The sequence below is a fragment of the Anabaenopsis tanganyikae CS-531 genome (genome assembly GCF_029891675.1).
GTDB classification, from domain to species: Bacteria; Cyanobacteriota; Cyanobacteriia; order Cyanobacteriales; family Nostocaceae; genus Anabaenopsis; species Anabaenopsis arnoldii.
The window spans coordinates 1-17,502 of the sequence record NZ_JANQDF010000158.1; the positions used below are offsets into that span (position 1 = coordinate 1).

Below are 17,502 nucleotides of genomic sequence, written 5' to 3' on the forward strand. Positions count from 1 at the left end.
GGAATTACCCCGGGTACTCTTATGGAAGGTGTCCGCTTCTTTAAGGGTGGTGCAAGAACTCAAAGCTTGGTGATTTCTAACCAGTCCAATACGGCACGTTTTGTCGATACTATCCATATGTTTGACCAACCAAAGAATCTGCAATTACGTTAGAAACTTGAGGGGGTGGGGACTGGGGAAGAATCTTGTTCATCTCTGGGACCTCATCCCCAACTCTGAATAATCAATAATCCATTACCAATTACCGATAAATAATGAATATTATCGTGGTGGGGTTAAGCCATAAGACCGCCCCAGTTGAAATCCGGGAAAAGCTGAGTATTCCAGAACCACAGACCGAAACAGCCATCGCTCATCTGAGTAGCTATCCCCATATTGATGAGGTGGCAATACTTAGCACTTGCAACCGCCTAGAAATATACATTGTGACCAGTGAGACGGAGCGAGGGATTAGGGAGGTGACTCAGTTTCTCTCTGAACACAGCCGCTTACCTATACAGTCTCTACGTCAACACCTGTTTATGTTGTTGCATGGTGATGCTGTTATGCATCTGATGCGGGTAGCAGCTGGTTTAGATAGTTTGGTACTCGGAGAAGGTCAAATTCTAGCTCAGGTGAAAAATACTCATAAACTGGGACAGCAGTACAGTGGTATAAAAACAATTCTGAACCGATTATTTAAACAAGCTCTGACAGCCGGTAAGCGTGTGCGTACTGAAACTAGTATTGGTACTGGTGCGGTTTCTATCAGTTCCGCGGCTGTGGAGTTGGCACAAATGAAGACCACTAATTTATCAGATTGCCGAGTCGCAATTATTGGTGCTGGGAAAATGTCACGTTTGTTGGTACAACACCTGATTTCTAAAGGTGCTACACAAATTAGCATTGTTAATCGCTCTCAAGAACGCGCCCAGCAATTGGCAAATCTTTATCCCGATCAGCCTATATATACTTATGCGCTATCAGAAATGATGGCGGTAATTGCCAAAAGTGATTTAGTATTTACAAGTACTTCTGCTACTGAACCTATACTTAACCGCAGCAGGTTAGAAAAAGTTTTAGACTCTCATGGCTGCTTGATGTTATTTGATATTTCTGTGCCGCGAAATGTGGATGCGGATGTAAATGAACTGCCCCATGTCCAAGCCTTTAATGTGGATGATTTGAAGGCTGTTGTGGCACAAAACTATGAAAGCCGCCGCCAGATGGCTGAAGAGGCTGAAAAACTTTTGGATGAAGAGATTTTAGCTTTTGATCTTTGGTGGCGATCGCTAGAAACAGTTTCTACTATCAGTTGTCTGAGAAATAAGATTGAAACCATCCGCGAACAAGAATTAGAAAAAGCCTTGTCTCGATTAGGTGCCGAATTTGCTGACAAACATCAAGAGGTGATCGAAGCTTTAACAAGAGGAATCGTTAATAAAATTCTACACGATCCTATGGTACAATTGCGGGCCCAGCAGGATGTTGAAGCCCGGCGCAACTGTATGCAAACCCTGCAAATTTTATTTAACTTGGATGCGGGGGAGCAATTTAGCTAATTGACACCTATCCCGCCTATGTCACAGGGGTCAGGGGAAAAGGAGAGAAAATTATCCCCTTTGTCCTAGACTCCACGCCTTACTCCCGAGTTTTTCCAGCTGTTGGGTTTGTTGTTCGAGTCGGACAGCTAGGCGATCGCACACTAGATCACATAACTGGAATAATATCGGGTCAGTAATTTCATAAATTACATTCACGCCATCTGGTGTTCTTTTAACAATTCCCGCTTGTGCTAAAACTTTGAGGTGCTTGGATACATTAGCCTGTCCTAGTCCAGTCTCCCCAATGATTTGTGTAACATTTTTAGATCCAGTTTTTAAACAACATAACACTTGTAGGCGACTCACTTCTGACAAGACTTTGAAATAGTCCGCAACTTGACTGAGAGCGTCTGGAAATATCTCTGACATATAAGATTAATTGTTTTGTGGTTTCTTATTGACTATTTTACCATATACTCATATAATATGAAAAAGGCGATGGAAAATATCAGAAACTAATATCTAACTACCGATAAAATTTTCTGCTTTTAGCCTAGTCCGTTTATATGGAGAAACTAAAATGTTATTCCGCCAACTGTTTGACCATGATACAAGTACATATACTTATCTGATTGCCGACAAGACTAGCAAAGCAGCTATTCTAGTAGATCCGGTGATAGATAATGTAGAACGCGATCGCCAATTAATTAGAGAATTAGGTTTAACACTGCACTACTGCTTAGAAACACATATTCATGCCGATCATATTACAGGTACTGGTAAGTTACGTGAATTAACTGGGTGTTTAGGAATTGTACCAGAAAACGCCTCAGCCAGCTGTGCTGATCGGCAAATTAAACACGGGGAAATTCTCAAATTAGATGAAATTACCATAGAGGCCATAGCCACTTTAGGACATACAGATAGTCATATGGCCTATTTAGTTAATGGTGAAAAACTATTAACAGGAGATTCCCTATTGATTCGTGGTTGTGGTAGGACTGACTTTCAAAGTGGTGATGCGGGGAGTTTATTTGACGCAATTACCCAACGCCTATTTACACTACCCGATGAAACCCTAGTTTATCCAGGACATGACTACCGGGGACATACCGTCTCTACCATCGGCGAAGAAAAGCAGTTTAACCCACGCTTCCAAGGACGGACGCGAGATAACTTTATTGAGTTCATGGCCAGTTTAAACTTACCAAATCCCCAAAAAATCATGGAAGCAGTACCAGCAAATCAACTTTGTGGTAATGCTTAAATAGTTTAAAATTAACACCAGCAGGTAACAATATGATTTCAGAGACTAAATTACAATTAATTGACGCTTCCACCCTCAAAGACTGGACGGAAAAACAACAAGTACAACTGATAGATGTGCGGGAACCTGGAGAATATGCAGCCGAACATATTCCCGGCGCTAAACTTGTGCCCCTGTCTCAATTCCAAGCAGAAAAAGTAGATTTTCACCGTCACACTAAAATTGTGCTGTATTGTCAATCAGGAAAACGCTCCCACCAAGCAGCACAAAAACTGATGACTGCGGGTTTCTCAGAATTTGCCCAACTTCAAGGAGGAATTACAGCTTGGAAGCAGTTAAATTATCCCACTAAAATTAATAAAAACGCCCCCATTAGTTTAATGAGACAGGTGCAAATTGTAGCCGGATCACTAGTATTTACAGGGACAATTTTAGGTGCTTTTGTTTCACCTTGGTTTTTAATTTTGAGTGGCTTTGTCGGTGCTGGTTTAGTATTTGCTGGAGTCAGTAATACCTGTGCCATGGGAATGTTATTGGCGAAATTACCCTACAATCAACGTGTGCAATGATTACATGGATATTAGGACATATCCTAGCAGCCGGGATTGGTATTAGCTTAGGGTTGATTGGCGGTGGTGGATCAGTTTTAGCATTACCAACTTTAGTTTATGTCATGGGAATAGAGCCGAAATCTGCTGTAGCCATGACCTTAGTAATTGTAGGAACCGTAAGTTTAATTGGTGTAATTCCCCATTGGAAACAGGGAAACGTCAATTTAAAAACAGCATTTATCTTTGGTTCTGCTACGATGTTGGGGGCTTTTGCTGGTGCTAAAATCGCCAATCTGCCATTTATTACAGGTAGTTTGCAAATGCTGCTATTTGCAGTCATGATGTTGCTAGCTTCTGGGTTAATGATTCGACGTAGTGCTAAATCAACAGCGAAACAGCCTGACATATCAGAAATTTACACCAAGCCCATTTGTAAATACTGTTGGTTGTGGCTAGTCAGCGAAGGCTTAGGGGTGGGTATATTAACAGGATTAGTGGGAGTTGGGGGAGGATTTGCGATTATACCCGCTTTAGTTATATTGGGAAATATACCAATGAAACAGGCTATTGGTACCTCCTTAGTAATTATTGCTGCTAATGCTGTATCTGGGTTTTTAGGCTATTGGGGAGAAGTGACTTTAGACTGGAATATTATCGCCTCATTTATTATAGCAGCCAGTATTGGCACTGTTCTAGGTGCTTATCTATCTCAATATGTTGATGGCAAAAAATTACAAAAATATTTTGGTTATTTTCTATTGGGAGTGGCGGCTTTGATTTTATTCCAAAACCGCGGTATTCTAGAAGAGTTTAAGACCAAAAAAGCCGCTGGGCACAATGCAAATTATCAACAAATACTGCGTATTTGATTTGAGGTAGGTAAAGAAAATACCGGCAGAATAACTAATTAGTTAGACTGATATTACTGTCCTAAATAGGCTTCTAATACTTGGGGATTGCTTTGTATTTCTTTAGGGGTTCCCTCAGCTAAATTTTGACCCTCCGCCATCACCCAAACGCGATCGCACAAGGACATAATTACATCCATATTGTGTTCAATAATTAAGAACGTCATACCGTCTTGGCGGTTCCAGGTACGAATGCGATCGCATATATCATCTATTAGTTTGGGATTGACTCCGGCGGCTGGTTCATCTAATAAAATTAACTTAGGATTGGTCATTAACGCCCGTCCCATTTCTAATAACTTCCGCTGTCCACCAGATAAACCACCAGCATATTCATGGGCTTTTTCCGCCAGTCCTACAGATTCTAGTAGTGACATTGCTTGTTCTTGGAATTGCTTTTCTTCCTGAGCTACGATATGAGGCTGTAACTGCACTCCCCAAAACTTTTCTCCTGTTTGTTTTTGTGCAGCTAGCAGCATATTATCTAACACCGACAACCGGGAGAGAGTCCGCGCCACTTGAAAAGTGCGGACTAGTCCCTGCTGGGCGATTTTGTATGGTTCCAACTGCTCAATAGGTTCCCCATCAAAAATCACTCGTCCCTTATCTGGGCGAATGAAGTTAGATAGTAGGTTAAACAAAGTAGTTTTACCAGCCCCATTAGGACCAATCAAGCCAGTAATACTACCTTGATTAACTTCAATTGTGGCATCCTTGACAGCTTTCAAGCCACCAAAGCTTTTACAAAGTCCGCTAGCTGCAAGTAGTGGAAGTGGGGAAGATTGATTATTTACCATAAAAAATTGACTGATAACTGTTAACTAATGTTGCAGAATCTCAACTAGTCACTGTGAAGCAATTACTTACCCAGGGTGAGTTCCTCTTTTTTCCCTAAAATACCTTGAGGTCGCCAAATCATCAGTACCATCAAAATCAGACCAATCACCATGATGCGAAATGCGCCCAATTGGTCAGAAGATAAATTTGTAAAAATTCTCGGTAAAAATTCTCTGGTCATGGCATCATAAGTAAAGAAAATTACCGCACCTAAGATGGTGCCAATATTATTACCAGAACCGCCTAAAATTACCATAATCCAAGCATCAAAGGTTAGTTGTGGTTGAAAATTATCAGGGTAAATAGCGCTAAGTTGCCAAGCAAAGAAAGCCCCAGCGATACCAGCGATCGCACCTCCCAACATCAGGGATTGTACTTTATACCAAAAAACATTTTTACCCATGGCTTTGGGAACCTCTTCATCCTCACGGATAGCTTTAAGCACCCTTCCCCAAGGCGATCGCACTAGAATTTCTAACCGCCAGAATACAAATCCTAATACCAACAATGACAACAGCATCAAACCGGCGGCGGGTTTATAATCATACAAGCCAATCAAACCAGAAATATAAATTGCTGCTGTCAGCAGGGCGAATATAATCCCTACTCCCCAGCGCGAAACTAATTCTTGCTTTTTACTGTCAGTTTTGCGAGAATCGGCTAACAGAGATTTGTGAGCGGCGCGAACCCATCGCCACAAACACCAAAAAGTAGCCAGCGCCAACACTGTGAGCAATCCCATCATCACCAGTCTAAAAAACAAATTGGGGGGTGTAGATAAGGGTATAGGGTAACTTTGGACACCAAACGCCCCAGATATCCAGGTATCCCGCACAGGTAATTCTTGATTGTTCACCACTAAACGAATTAATTCCCCCACGCCAATGGTGACAATGGCCAGATAATCTTCCCGTAAGCGCAGAGTAGCAAAACCAATAATTAAACCTAATAAAGCTGCTACTATTGCTCCTATGATTGCTGATATCACTAAGGGGATACCCTGGAGACTTAGTAAAACTGTGGTATAAGCCCCCAGAGTCATAAAAGCAATATGACCAAAGTTAATTAACCCTGTATATCCCCACTGTAGATTGAGTCCCAAACCAAACAGGGCGAAGATTGTGGTAGAAATTGCTAAAAAAGTGAGATATTCAACCATAGTAATTTATTTAATACACTATCACCATGTCTTACTCCATAACTCTGCCCTATGGTAGGGAAGGGTGAACGGTAAGGTACAATAATTTTGGGAAGCATCACTAATTAATTGGATTAATGGGATGTTCCATACCCAAGATTGAAAACTGTATAAGGCTAGGCACCGGATGGCTCTGACCTTACATTAAACTTGTTTTTGAAGCAATACTTTATTTGAGATTTCCCTATGGATGCGAAGGCACTTTGGCAACGATACCAAAACTGGTTATATTTCCACAAGGGATTAGGACTCTACTTAGACATCAGTCGCATGGGTTTTGATGATGCTTTTGTGGATTCGTTGCGGCCGAAGTTTGACAAAGCGTTTGCGGATATGGCGGAATTAGAAAAGGGTGCGATCGCAAATCCTGACGAAAGCCGCATGGTAGGACATTACTGGTTGCGAAATCCTGATTTAGCACCCACACCAGAACTTACCCAAGAAATTGTCCAAACCCTAGAGCAAATTGAAGCCTTTGCGGAAAAAGTCCACACAGGTGCTGTTCACCCTCCCCAAGCCAGTCGGTTTACCGATATTATATCTGTTGGTATTGGTGGTTCTGCCCTCGGTCCGCAATTTGTGGCTGAGGCCCTCAGTCCTGATTTTCCACCCCTGAACCTTCACTTTATCGACAATACAGACCCCGCAGGTATTGACCGTGTTCTGATTCGGTTGCAAAATACCCTAGCTACAACTTTGGTTTTAGTCATCTCCAAATCTGGGGGAACACCGGAACCACGCAATGGGATGATTGAAGTTAAAGCCGCCTATGCAGCCCAGAATTTAGACTTTGCTCAATACGCTGTTGCGATTACTAGCGTTGATAGTAACTTAGATCAAGTCGCCAAAAATGAAGGCTGGTTAGCCAGATTTCCCATGTACGACTGGGTCGGAGGACGCACATCAGAGATGTCCGCCGTGGGACTAGTACCTGCCGCATTACAAGGCATTGACGTTCACGCTATGCTAGAGGGTGCGAAAGAAATGGATGACGCTACCCGCGTCCCAAACTTGAAAAATAACCCAGCGGCTTTGTTGGCTTTGTCTTGGTATTTTTCCGGTAATGGTAAGGGTGAAAAAGATATGGTTGTCTTACCTTACAAGGACAGCTTGTTGTTATTTAGTCGCTATTTGCAACAGCTGGTAATGGAGTCTTTAGGTAAAGAAAAAGACCTGGACGGTAAGACTGTTTATCAAGGGATCGCTGTTTACGGTAACAAAGGCTCCACAGACCAACACGCTTACGTCCAGCAATTACGTGAGGGCGTACCGAATTTCTTTGCTACTTTCATTGAAGTGTTAGAAGACCGTCAAGGAAAATCTTTAGAAATTCAACCAGGAGTTACATCGGGAGATTTTCTCTGTGGGTTTCTCTTAGGAAGTCAACAAGCGCTGTACGAAAATCAACGGGATTCTATTACAGTGACTATTCCCCAAGTCAACCCCAAAACAGTGGGAGCGTTAATTGCTTTGTATGAACGTGCTGTTGGTTTATACGCCAGTTTGGTAAATATCAACGCCTACCATCAACCAGGAGTAGAAGCTGGTAAAAAAGCTGCTGCGGCTATTCTGGAGTTACAATCAAAGGTAGTGGCTGTGTTGCAACAGCAAAAAACAGCCCTGTCTCTCGAAGAAATAGCCGAAAAAGCTGGCGCATCTGAGAAAGTTGAGGCCATTTACAAAATTGTCCGGCACTTACACGCAAATGAGCGCGGTGTATTAGTACAAGGTGACCCAGGTAACCCAGCTAGTTTAAAGATTTCCGCCGCCAAATAAACTTAGATTCATTGGACTATTGTATCACATAATTGTTGTATCTGCAACAATTTTTTTATTCTCTAGCATCTTAGATCACATCTATCTAGGATGCTTGGCAGTTATGGGCAAATATTAAGTTACTCAGCCGTAGTTACTAAGTCTCGGAGGAAGTAAAAGCGATCGCTTTTCCAATCTTGACCTTTAACTCTTCCTAAGTAACCGGTCAGGGGTGAGGAAAGTTCTATTAAAATTTCGTGCATTTCTTGTGGTTGCAGGGGTTGTGGTGGATTTGAGCCGAAATATGCACCGTGTAGGGCTTCTACCCCTGCTAAGTCTATCCCTGAGTTTTGCTGATAATTTTTTACTAGTTGGATAATGTGCGATCGCAAATTGATATCTGTGTAAACTTGACTGATATATTTTTCTACTTGTGCATCACATTGACCCGGTTTTAAATATTCTTTGAGTTTAAATAAATCTACTGAGTTACGATAGTTATTTTGGAGTTTGACTAATTTTTCAAGTGTTTCAGGATTAAGAATAGCCATACCTTGTATTTTTGCAGATTTTTGTAGTTGGTTTGTTGGTTTACCCGCACCAATGATAATTTTAGTAGCTTGATCAAAAAGCTCTGGTTCGCGTAACATTCCCAAATTTAACAATTGTACTGCGCTATCATTAGGAATTCTTTTACCGGCTTTACACTCACCAAATAATGGGTATGGTTGGGAACAAAATAAATCTAAACCACCAGCACCGCCTTTATGACTATAATCAACGGTAAATCCTAAAAATTCCAAGCTATGACGCACCACATTTTCAAAGTCCGTCCCGGCTTGATAGTTACTTTTACCCTCATCTTCTTGTATACTGCGATCGCCTAACGCGGCAATATTATTTATCCAACCCAAATCCTCACCCAGTTGATGATTATCCTCCTGACTACTCCAACCTAAAAACCTTTTAATATCATTGTCTAATGCTTGCGCACCTGGGTTGCTCATACTCACAGACACTATTGCAGTTTGTAAATCTTCTAGTTCTGGGTGTTTGGGTGGTTCGAGGTTTTGTAGTTGCTTTTGGCGTTGAACAAAAATGCGATCGCTCAATACTGGTTTTGCCTCCCCAGCAGTAATATTAGGTATACCGACAAATTTACCAATTTTGCCCTTAATATCGGGGGTGAGTACAACTTGACAAGGCTCCGATAAATGATAAACTCGCAGGTAAGCTAAAAAAATATGTTGTTTTTCTAAGATTTGTTTCAGCGTTGCTGTTGTCCAGATTGTTAACTGAGATAAAACTTCTAACGGCTGAGTCTGGTCCAACATTCCGCAAAGTTCACATCTCGCCCAAGCTTTAATAGTAACTTTTTCAGAGTTCACTTGTTTGATAGCACTTTCAGCAATGGGTAAAAAATCCGGGCGATAGTATTGCTCAATTCGCAACTGATGTATTGAAGAATTAACAGGGTAAAGAGCAAATTTATCACCCCTATTCAATAATTTACGAGGTATAGCTGCAATAATTCGCCCTTGTACTAACGCTTCCACATCGCCACTGGGTAGACAAAGGGCTTTATAAATTAAAACTGATTGGCTCATGATTAACTATACAAATCGCTTAATTCGTCTGACTCGTCTGATTCATCTGTTTCACTTAAATTTGTAGGATCAAATAGTTCATCTAAAATATCGCTATCATCAGCATCTGGTAATATGCCTGATGGATCGCTTAAAATCTCTCGTAATAGAAGATTATCAATGGTAATTTTATTTTGAGTAATGATATCGAAAATTTGTGCATCTGTTAAATCATAGTTTGAGCACTTTTGGTAAATAGAGTAAATTGCGATCAGTGGGCGAATTTGTTCTTCTATTAAATCGACGTGTTCCCCTCCTTTTTGGGATATGAGTTCCTCCAGTAATTTATAGGCTTCAGAATTTTTATTCATTTTTTCGATTTTGTCTTGTGATCGCACTAAACAACCACGAGTCAAATCAAATGTTTGATAATCAATTAAACGTTTTAATCCAGCACATAATGCAGTTCGAGAATCCTGGATTACAGACACGCCAATTTTCACCGCTGCGCCATTCTCAGTACCAACAATTTTAAACTTTATCCAATTTTTATTCTGTGATTTAGGCTTGATATCCCGGATAATCTCCTCAATTTTCACTCCTTCTAAGGTATGATTGATCAATGTCTCAAAACCAAAACATAGAGCCTCAGCCAGCATATTATTATCCTGTAAGTAATCTTCAGCATTGAGATTACTTTCTTTTGTAAATGCCAGTTCAAACCGTGACAGTGGGTCTGGGGGTAGCTCATCTACCTTAAAATTCTTGGCGCACCATTGCAAAGCTTCTCTGACAGTTGGTCTCTTGTTTTTACCGTATTCTCTCAGTTCACCTTCTGTAAATGGGTAAAGTGAATGAGGAGGAATTAATTGTTTTGAATGATAAAATTCCTGAAGCCAAACAGTAACTAAGTCCACCATAGAATCGCTACTAACATATTTTAATTCTATTGGTTTTCTTTGAGTAAATTTTGAGACTCTATCAGGGGTACCACCTGGTATTAAATTTACCTTTTCTCTCCATGTTTCCGGTAGCATTACTGTGAGAAAAACAACTCCTTGACTAAGTTCGGAGTTTTCCAGAGTATCATGGAGAATTTTCACCAAATTAGCAATTACGCTTTCAGTGGGTAAGCCATCTTCAGTGGAGTTGTTTTTAACATCTATCTCGTCAAAACAAATAATAACCGGATTATAGAAACTAACTAAATTCAAGACTTGCTGAATATTTTTCAGGGCTTCAGCTTCTTTGTCTTGATTGCTTTTAGGAGAATTAGGTAAACCCAACTCATCAGCATTGACCTGGGCTAATTCTTCACCAGATAACCATCTGATAGCAAAAGGTGCTTGAGTTTCTGAGAGTGTCCACAAAATAGCCCGGAGAATATAGGGATCTGCATTGGGTTTATTTTTCAGCACTTGTGCTTGCAAGGCATTCATGAGATTTTTGTTTTTGTCCAAACTCTTTTTATATGCTTGGTCAAACTTTTTAACTAACTCTGCTGATTGGGGGCAATTGTCACCTCTAGTTTCGTTGGCCATGGCTGCGGCTACTTCCTGCCACTGCATTACCCCTTGACTACCAGTTTCACTCAGACTATCTGCTAAGGTTTGCTGAAATTGGTACTTCACCAGATTTAAGTCTGTATAATTATTACCACCTGCATAGACAAATAAAGCACCGCCTTTTGTTTCTAATTGATGACGAATGCGGCTGAGAAGATGAGTTTTACCAACTCCCTGTTGTGCAGTGATCACAATGGAAGTCACTTTATCTTGGCTCAATTGACTTGTTCGCACAAATTCAATGGCTTCAAAGACTTTATTAGAAGCATGAGCATTTAAGGTTGGTACATCGGGGACTCCCTTTCCCCATACGTCCTGTTCTTTAACGATACCAGCGTTAGTAAAGGGATTATGATTTTTAATAGCGGCGTTAACGGCTTCTATGGAAGAAATAGGGGTATTTGTCATGATGAATAAATGTCGTGGGAGGAACTACACAGTGTGGAAGCAATTTGATTAACTCAGGCGTTGAGCATAGGAACGTAGTTGTGTACCTTCCATAGATATCGAGTCTTCTCGTTTATCAGGGGTAAAGTCTGCTATTTCTCCAGTAATCAGCTGCAAAATGTCCTCAGCTTGCATTTCGATCAACCAGGTGTTGAAGTTTTCACGGCTCACCCGCTCCCCTATGGTTCTCCTGATGCGATAAATAGGCACTAAATCATCTAAGTTGTAGTTCTGATTGAGTTGGTCGTAAACTTCTAATGCCACAGATTTAAATTCTTCGTAGGAAGAAATAACCGCCAACTTCACCCCATCACTCGCAAGAACAGATAGAGTTGATCCCCCATTCATCTGACTAATCCACCGCAGCAACGCATTGGCTACCCAGGTGCCGACAATAGTCCCCTCAAACTGAAAATCACCACTGCTCAAACCCTCCCCCAACATCTCCAAACCTATGGGAGAGGTGAGAGAAATTTTCTTTTTAGAAATAGAAATTGCTCCAGCCGTTTGCAAATCTTTAAATATGTGCCGATAGTCTCCTACCTTCTTACCCTTAGTGACAATTCGTTTAGTGAGTTGACCCTGGTTAACCTCTCCCTCCACTGCTCCCATATCCCACAACGCCAGCAGCACGCGTGTTTTAGCTTGAGTATCCTTTAAACCTTTTTCTTCTGCAGCCATGCCCAGTGTCCTATATGACTATTCATTTTATGGTAATATTATTTTGTCGTCTTAGCTATAAAAAACTTTTACTTATGAAGACTTAGATCCCCGACCTCTTTAAGAAGTCGGGGATCTGAAACTCCTAGTTTTTATAAATCAAATAGGATATCTGAATTTATGGTTTTTCAAGGTGAATTCCATCAACCCCTCCCCAACTCTTCTGCGCTTTACAAAGTCGCATAATCATTACTTATTTCCATGCAAAAATCAACCTTTAAAGCCTCTGTGCTTGCGGAGGAGAGGTTGGGAGAGCGGTTAGCGGGGGAGTGTCAACAGACTTAGTTAAACTCTTCGAGCTGGTCTAAGCGTAACCAAATATTTGGCGTTGGTACTTTCCCAAATTTTACCAAGGCGTAATCACCCTTAACATCGACAATTTCGCCCTTGCTGTCAAACAAATATGAAGGAAAGCGAGGATCGCTGGCTTGTGCTTCCAAACTATTTTCCAGCTTCTCGCGGACAGCGCGAACCATATCCCCTTTTTTAACTGCCATAAATTTCCTCTTGAATTGGTTTTAACAGGATTTTAACTTGTGGTCAGATGCAAATTCACTTAAGAATTTATTGCTGGTTTGTTTACACCCCATTCCCAGCCTCTCTACTAACTCTGACATTGGGGGCAAAAATGACTGGAACGCCCGGCTAATTTAATTCGCTCTATGGGAGTACCACAAACTCGACAGGGTGCGCCAGTGCGGTTATATACCCAAGCCACACCGCCATAATTACCGTTAACCCCTTGAACGTTGAGGAAATTACTAAAGGTTGTACCCCCAGCTGCAATACTGGTTTCTAATACTTGAATAATAGCTGTGTGTAAACGTTGAATTTGCTGTAACTGCAAATCCATACACAGGGTTACAGGTAAAATTCCACTTTTAAATAGTGCTTCGTCAGCGTAAATATTACCTAAACCCGCCACCACTGATTGATCTAATAGTGCTGTTTTAATAGGACGGCGGCGATTTTGTAATTTATCGGCGAAATACTCAAGGGTGAATTGAGGCGAAAAAGGGTCTACGGCTAGTTTCCCTAAACCGGTAATTATACTTTCTACTGCTACTCCTGGGGGAACCCACCACATTTGACCGAAGGTGCGCTGGTCAACAAAGCGTAATTCTTGCTGGTTTTCAAAGAATAGCCTCACTCTGGTGTGCTTGTGTAATGGTTCGTCTTGATGTAGCCATAATAGCTGTCCGGTCATGCGGAGATGAACCCCTAACCACGGAGTCTGGGGTGAGGGGGTGAGTTCCGCTAAAAGATATTTACCACGACGATGCCAAGCGGCGATCGCACTTCCTGTAATTTCACAAATGAACTCATTTACAGAAAACGGGTAGGCAATGGTGCGGTTTAGCAACACATCCCCACCCGTAATTTTGCGGTGCAGGGTAAATTGGTTTAGACCCCTGCGGATTGTTTCAACTTCAGGCAGTTCAGGCATTTAAGCTATATCGTTTACCTTTGAGGGTAGGCTGGTGAATGATATAGGATTTAAGCTATATCATTCAGCATCCCATCAAATTATTACCTTTATTGCTCTGCCGCTTAGTTTTTAGCTTTAGCTTTTGGTGGTTCTACCTCAAGTAATTCATCTAGGGCAAAGTTATTAGTGTTGAGACCAGAGTAATTCACCTTATCAAACCGGACAATTGCTGCGTATTTAATGCCGCTTTGGTCAATAGAAGCCACTGTGCCTACATCCTGAAACCAGTAGGATTCGGGGCGGAGAATACGCACTTTAGAACCACGTTGAACCATAAGTATCTTCCCTTTTAATGATGGATATATTAGGGCTAATTGATTTCACTTTACATTGTCCAGCTGTTTCCTAGAGGCTTTGTTAAGTTATTTATCTGAAACGGGGTTAAGTATTCCTCCATTGACAGCCGAAACCTGACAAGGTATCAGACCCATCTTGACAAAAAACCGAAGGCAGGGTATTTTCGTTGGCAAATGCAACGGATGTAATAAGATTTATGTTTTACTCAAAACAAACACACTACCCTCGTTACCCCTGCCAATGCGTAAATCACTATCTATATAAGTAATATCTAGCCAGCCTTGCTGTTGCTCGCTGTTTAAGGAGGTATCAATAGCCGTAAACTTTTTACCGGATTCAATTTGTTGAATAAAACTGGCGGGAGAACTGTAACCGATTAAAGGTTTTAAACCCAAAATGGATCGCTCAAACTTGACTTGTACACGTCGCTCCGAAACTGGTTCAAATTTGGCAACTACACTTACTAATCCTTCCAGATAAGGTAAGCCATAAATCTCGGCTATATTGTAAATACTGCCAGTGTTGACCCGGATACACTGATAAATTTGTCCCAGCTTACATAACGGTATGCGATCCAGGTTTAGGAGAGCTTTACTGGTTGTATAGATTAACCGCCAATCACCATTGAGTAAATCCGTCGCTTCTAAGGGGCGAGGGGTAGGATTGAAGTCTTCTAAATTGGCGATGGCTGCTAAGATAGCTTGTTTTTGTGGTTCAGTGGCTAGTAAACCGCGATTAGTACCGGCGATCGCATCAATGAGATTAGCTTTACCGAGCATGGTCTATCACCTCAAAAATCATCAGGATTGATCTACTTTCAGCCAACAGTATAGATTATGACATGATACTCGTGCAATTTGGGTGGTTCTTATAAGACTATTCAATAAATTATTTCTGCCAGTTTACGGATTTATTAACTACGACTTGAATGGATAATTAAAATATCCCTTGTCAGTGATAGACTTCTTAATGTCTAGTTACATGATCTTTTTGTGTTTTGGTAGATATGCTGAACTCTCCATTAAGTGAAGAACCCCGGAACCAACGTGCGCCAGTAATTCCATTAAAGCAAGAATCTTCTATGTTGGACTGGTTACAAAATCAAGGAAGGCTTGTAGCGCGTACTGTTCAAGAAACCGACTATTCACAACAAGAAGAAGAAATATCAGATTTCTTGAGTTCAGAAGACGGAATAGATGATTACGACATTGATGATGGTAGTGATCTTGGCGTAGACGAAGACTAGCCTAGTCAACCTGGGTAGTATTACCATAGCACATCGGCGAAAAAGTCAAATCAAAACTCATTGATGTTTTTGTCAGAAATTTATCTCGGTTTTTCCGTGCAGTGCTGGGTAATATCTATGTTCTGTTAAGTGTGGAGTGAAGGAAATTTCTGTGGACGCTAAATTATCTCCTAACCAAGGGTCAAATATTTCGGGTATTAGCTTAGCTTTTGGTTTAGTTATAGCCCTCAGTGTAGCAGCATTGAGCTTGGATTGGCTAGGACAGAGAACGCCCTGGCAAGGTATGTCACTTACGTTACCATTGTTGCTAGGAGCGCTGAGTACATCTGCTATGGGATTTTTAGTAATCCCAATGTTACAAGCCTGGAAAACTGGCCAAATTATCCGCGAAGATGGACCACAAGCCCATTTAAAGAAAGCTGGTACGCCAACTATGGGGGGTATATTTTTTGTACCGGTATCTGTGGCGATCGCCTGTATATTATCTAATTTTGCCACAGAAGTCCTTGGGGTCTGTGCTTTAACTCTCAGTTATGGATTTGTAGGTTGGCTTGACGACTGGCAAATTCTGCGTCGCAAATCAAATAAAGGGATATCACCCAAAATGAAACTGGCTTTGCAAATTGTATTTGCAGCCCTGTTTTGTCTGTGGCTGATGTTTAATCATAATTCTCAAATTACAAATATTGCTTTACCCTGGGTGAGCTTTACACTACCTTTAGGATATTTATTCTGGCCTTTGGCTGGCTTTGTCCTGGTCGCAGAAAGTAATGCAACTAATTTAACTGACGGTGTTGATGGTTTAGCAGCGGGAACCGTGGCCATCGCTTTATTAGGCTTAGGTTCTGTTATCGCCCCCGCTTACCCGGGATTAATGGTTTTTTGTGCCGCATTAAGTGGCGGTTGTTTAGGTTTCTTAGCCCATAATCGTAACCCAGCACGGGTGTTTATGGGTGATACTGGTTCCTTAGCACTGGGCGGAGCTTTAGCTGCTGTAGCTTTACTAACTAATAGTTTGGTAGCACTGTTTATTCTCAGTGGTATTTTCTTTGTGGAAACTATTTCAGTTATTGCCCAGGTGGGTTATTACAAAGCTACCAAGGGTCCTGATGGGAAAGGAAAGCGTTTATTGAAAATGGCTCCCCTACACCATCACCTAGAATTAAGCGGGTGGTCGGAATTACAAGTGGTAAGGGTATTTTATGCGATCGCTGGCATTTTGGCTGTTATTTGTGTAGCGATCGCCACTTTTTAAAATTTCACAACTTTTGAGAAAATCATTTAACAAAATACAAACTCCCTAATATAGGGAGTTTTTTTGATTATAGGACTTACGCAAGTGTCAGATTAAATGTATCTTGTCGGTTGCGTTATACCAATTCCATCAAATGATAAAACTTCTATGGGGTGGGCATCTTGCCCGCCCTTGTACCTACTCAGATGAAATCTGCTGTATATCGGATATCTATTGAGCCTTGTTAAATCCCAAATCATTTTCTGCCGCATAGCGTTCCATGAAGCGCATAAAGCGCTCCCATTCTGCAGCAGATTTCATCAGATGAACAGCTTCTAAGGCTTCTGGCTTCCCGTTGATGAACTTACCCTTAACTTCTCGGGTAATAATTTCTCCTTCCTCGTCAATCAAGTACATCCCGGTGATTTCCTCCGTGTTACCTTGATCTAAAATGCGCGGATTGGTGAAAATAAACGTTGCTGTCCCACTGTCGCCACTGCGCGAGCGGGTTAAGCGTACTTCTGGAATTACTTCCTCGTCGATTCCTCTGCAAAACTGGATTTTTGCCATGATGTCTGTATTTAAAGTTTTGTAATGGTTAATTTCCCATTTTCTGCTATATAAAACCTAGACAAAGCTAGACTTTACTTTCTACTTCAACGGGAGCATGGGAGCGGTTATCCCTGGTGTAGACTTGCACGCCTTAGCCAGACGCGATATTTCTCAAGTTAAGATTTACAAGAAAGACTACCGCTATCATTGCTTGGTTTTCGCGTTGGCAATAGTCTTAATTCAATACTTGATATCGTAGGATTATATATCAAGTGGGCGATTTTCTTAACTCACTTATATCAATGCTTGTCAACATAAGTATAGTTT

General features: G+C 41.3%; 20 protein-coding genes. 9 read left to right on the forward strand and 11 right to left on the reverse strand.

All coding sequences use genetic code 11. The annotated features are described in order from the left end of the window. Both NWP22_RS15125 and NWP22_RS15130 read left to right on the forward strand, forming a co-directional pair. A partial coding sequence (locus tag NWP22_RS15125; RefSeq protein WP_280802066.1) for a fructose-bisphosphatase class II occupies window positions 1-153 on the forward strand: 153 nt, incomplete at its 5' end. Window positions 154-254: 101 nt separating this feature from the next. Continuing rightward, on the forward strand, window positions 255-1,541 hold the full coding sequence (locus tag NWP22_RS15130) for a glutamyl-tRNA reductase (RefSeq protein ID WP_271731905.1): 1,287 nt from the start codon (window positions 255-257) through the stop codon (window positions 1,539-1,541). Between the two features lie 51 nt (window positions 1,542-1,592). On the opposite strand, the gene NWP22_RS15135 is transcribed toward NWP22_RS15130, so the two are convergent. Beyond that, window positions 1,593-1,952 carry an ArsR/SmtB family transcription factor gene (locus tag NWP22_RS15135; RefSeq protein WP_271731907.1) on the reverse strand — a complete coding sequence of 120 codons (360 nt, stop codon included), beginning with the start codon at window positions 1,950-1,952 and terminating at the stop codon, window positions 1,593-1,595. A 151-nt stretch (window positions 1,953-2,103) separates the two neighbouring features. On the opposite strand from NWP22_RS15135, the gene NWP22_RS15140 reads away from it, so the two are divergent. Genes NWP22_RS15140 through NWP22_RS15150 form a run of 3 tightly spaced genes read left to right on the forward strand, consistent with a single transcriptional unit; the run spans window position 2,104 to window position 4,210 of the window. After that, window positions 2,104-2,790: an MBL fold metallo-hydrolase gene (locus tag NWP22_RS15140; RefSeq protein ID WP_271731908.1), complete on the forward strand. Its 687-nt coding sequence runs from the start codon at window positions 2,104-2,106 to the stop codon at window positions 2,788-2,790. A gap of 32 nt (window positions 2,791-2,822) precedes the next feature. Next, the gene (locus NWP22_RS15145) at window positions 2,823-3,359 is read left to right on the forward strand and encodes a rhodanese-like domain-containing protein (RefSeq protein WP_271731911.1); all 537 of its coding nucleotides are present in this window, start codon (window positions 2,823-2,825) and stop codon (window positions 3,357-3,359) included. Next, on the forward strand, window positions 3,359-4,210 hold the full coding sequence (locus tag NWP22_RS15150) for a sulfite exporter TauE/SafE family protein (protein WP_271731935.1): 852 nt from the start codon (window positions 3,359-3,361) through the stop codon (window positions 4,208-4,210). The genes NWP22_RS15145 and NWP22_RS15150 overlap by 1 nt, the downstream gene beginning before the upstream one ends. 53 nt (window positions 4,211-4,263) lie before the next feature. Here the strand turns inward: NWP22_RS15150 and NWP22_RS15155 are convergent, their stop codons facing one another. Next, complete coding sequence (locus NWP22_RS15155; RefSeq protein ID WP_271731913.1) at window positions 4,264-5,046, reverse strand: ABC transporter ATP-binding protein; 783 nt, start codon at window positions 5,044-5,046, stop codon at window positions 4,264-4,266. 62 nt (window positions 5,047-5,108) lie between these two features. After that, window positions 5,109-6,245: a branched-chain amino acid ABC transporter permease gene (locus tag NWP22_RS15160; RefSeq protein WP_271731915.1), complete on the reverse strand. Its 1,137-nt coding sequence runs from the start codon at window positions 6,243-6,245 to the stop codon at window positions 5,109-5,111. Window positions 6,246-6,470: 225 nt separating this feature from the next. Between NWP22_RS15160 and NWP22_RS15165 the strand changes: the two genes are divergently transcribed. Then, window positions 6,471-8,060 (forward strand): glucose-6-phosphate isomerase, encoded by a 1,590-nt coding sequence (locus NWP22_RS15165; RefSeq protein ID WP_271731917.1) that lies wholly within the window; start codon window positions 6,471-6,473, stop codon window positions 8,058-8,060. A 119-nt stretch (window positions 8,061-8,179) separates the two neighbouring features. On the opposite strand, the gene NWP22_RS15170 is transcribed toward NWP22_RS15165, so the two are convergent. The 7 genes from NWP22_RS15170 to NWP22_RS15200 form a co-directional block, all read right to left on the reverse strand. Then, window positions 8,180-9,646, reverse strand: a complete 1,467-nt coding sequence (locus NWP22_RS15170) for a DUF1802 family protein (protein WP_280802062.1) — start codon at window positions 9,644-9,646, stop codon at window positions 8,180-8,182. 2 nt (window positions 9,647-9,648) lie between these two features. Beyond that, on the reverse strand, window positions 9,649-11,598 hold the full coding sequence (locus NWP22_RS15175; RefSeq protein ID WP_280802063.1) for a P-loop NTPase fold protein: 1,950 nt from the start codon (window positions 11,596-11,598) through the stop codon (window positions 9,649-9,651). 48 nt (window positions 11,599-11,646) lie between these two features. Next, window positions 11,647-12,318: a hypothetical protein gene (locus NWP22_RS15180; RefSeq protein WP_280802064.1), complete on the reverse strand. Its 672-nt coding sequence runs from the start codon at window positions 12,316-12,318 to the stop codon at window positions 11,647-11,649. Window positions 12,319-12,638: 320 nt separating this feature from the next. After that, a complete protein-coding gene (gene ndhO, locus NWP22_RS15185) occupies window positions 12,639-12,854 on the reverse strand; it encodes an NAD(P)H-quinone oxidoreductase subunit O (protein WP_271731922.1) in 216 nt (71 codons plus the stop codon). A 107-nt stretch (window positions 12,855-12,961) separates the two neighbouring features. Then, window positions 12,962-13,804, reverse strand: coding sequence for a DNA-formamidopyrimidine glycosylase (locus tag NWP22_RS15190; RefSeq protein ID WP_280802065.1), 843 nt, complete (start codon window positions 13,802-13,804; stop codon window positions 12,962-12,964). 104 nt (window positions 13,805-13,908) lie between these two features. Continuing rightward, window positions 13,909-14,121 carry a photosystem I reaction center subunit IV gene (locus NWP22_RS15195; RefSeq protein WP_271731926.1) on the reverse strand — a complete coding sequence of 71 codons (213 nt, stop codon included), beginning with the start codon at window positions 14,119-14,121 and terminating at the stop codon, window positions 13,909-13,911. A gap of 216 nt (window positions 14,122-14,337) precedes the next feature. Next, a complete protein-coding gene (locus tag NWP22_RS15200; RefSeq protein ID WP_271731928.1) occupies window positions 14,338-14,922 on the reverse strand; it encodes a PAP/fibrillin family protein in 585 nt (194 codons plus the stop codon). Between the two features lie 227 nt (window positions 14,923-15,149). Here NWP22_RS15200 and NWP22_RS15205 point away from each other — a divergent pair, with 227 nt between their 5' ends. Together NWP22_RS15205 and mraY are read left to right on the forward strand one after the other, a co-directional pair. Next, window positions 15,150-15,389 carry a DUF3134 domain-containing protein gene (locus NWP22_RS15205; protein ID WP_271731929.1) on the forward strand — a complete coding sequence of 80 codons (240 nt, stop codon included), beginning with the start codon at window positions 15,150-15,152 and terminating at the stop codon, window positions 15,387-15,389. A gap of 151 nt (window positions 15,390-15,540) precedes the next feature. Continuing rightward, window positions 15,541-16,644, forward strand: a complete 1,104-nt coding sequence (gene mraY, locus NWP22_RS15210) for a phospho-N-acetylmuramoyl-pentapeptide-transferase (protein WP_271731931.1) — start codon at window positions 15,541-15,543, stop codon at window positions 16,642-16,644. A 210-nt stretch (window positions 16,645-16,854) separates the two neighbouring features. On the opposite strand, the gene psb28 is transcribed toward mraY, so the two are convergent. After that, complete coding sequence (psb28, locus tag NWP22_RS15215) at window positions 16,855-17,193, reverse strand: photosystem II reaction center protein Psb28 (protein WP_271731933.1); 339 nt, start codon at window positions 17,191-17,193, stop codon at window positions 16,855-16,857. Window positions 17,194-17,290: 97 nt separating this feature from the next. On the opposite strand from psb28, the gene NWP22_RS15220 reads away from it, so the two are divergent. Further along, the gene (locus NWP22_RS15220; protein ID WP_271763009.1) at window positions 17,291-17,434 is read left to right on the forward strand and encodes a hypothetical protein; all 144 of its coding nucleotides are present in this window, start codon (window positions 17,291-17,293) and stop codon (window positions 17,432-17,434) included. The last annotated feature ends 68 nt before the right edge of the window (window positions 17,435-17,502 follow it).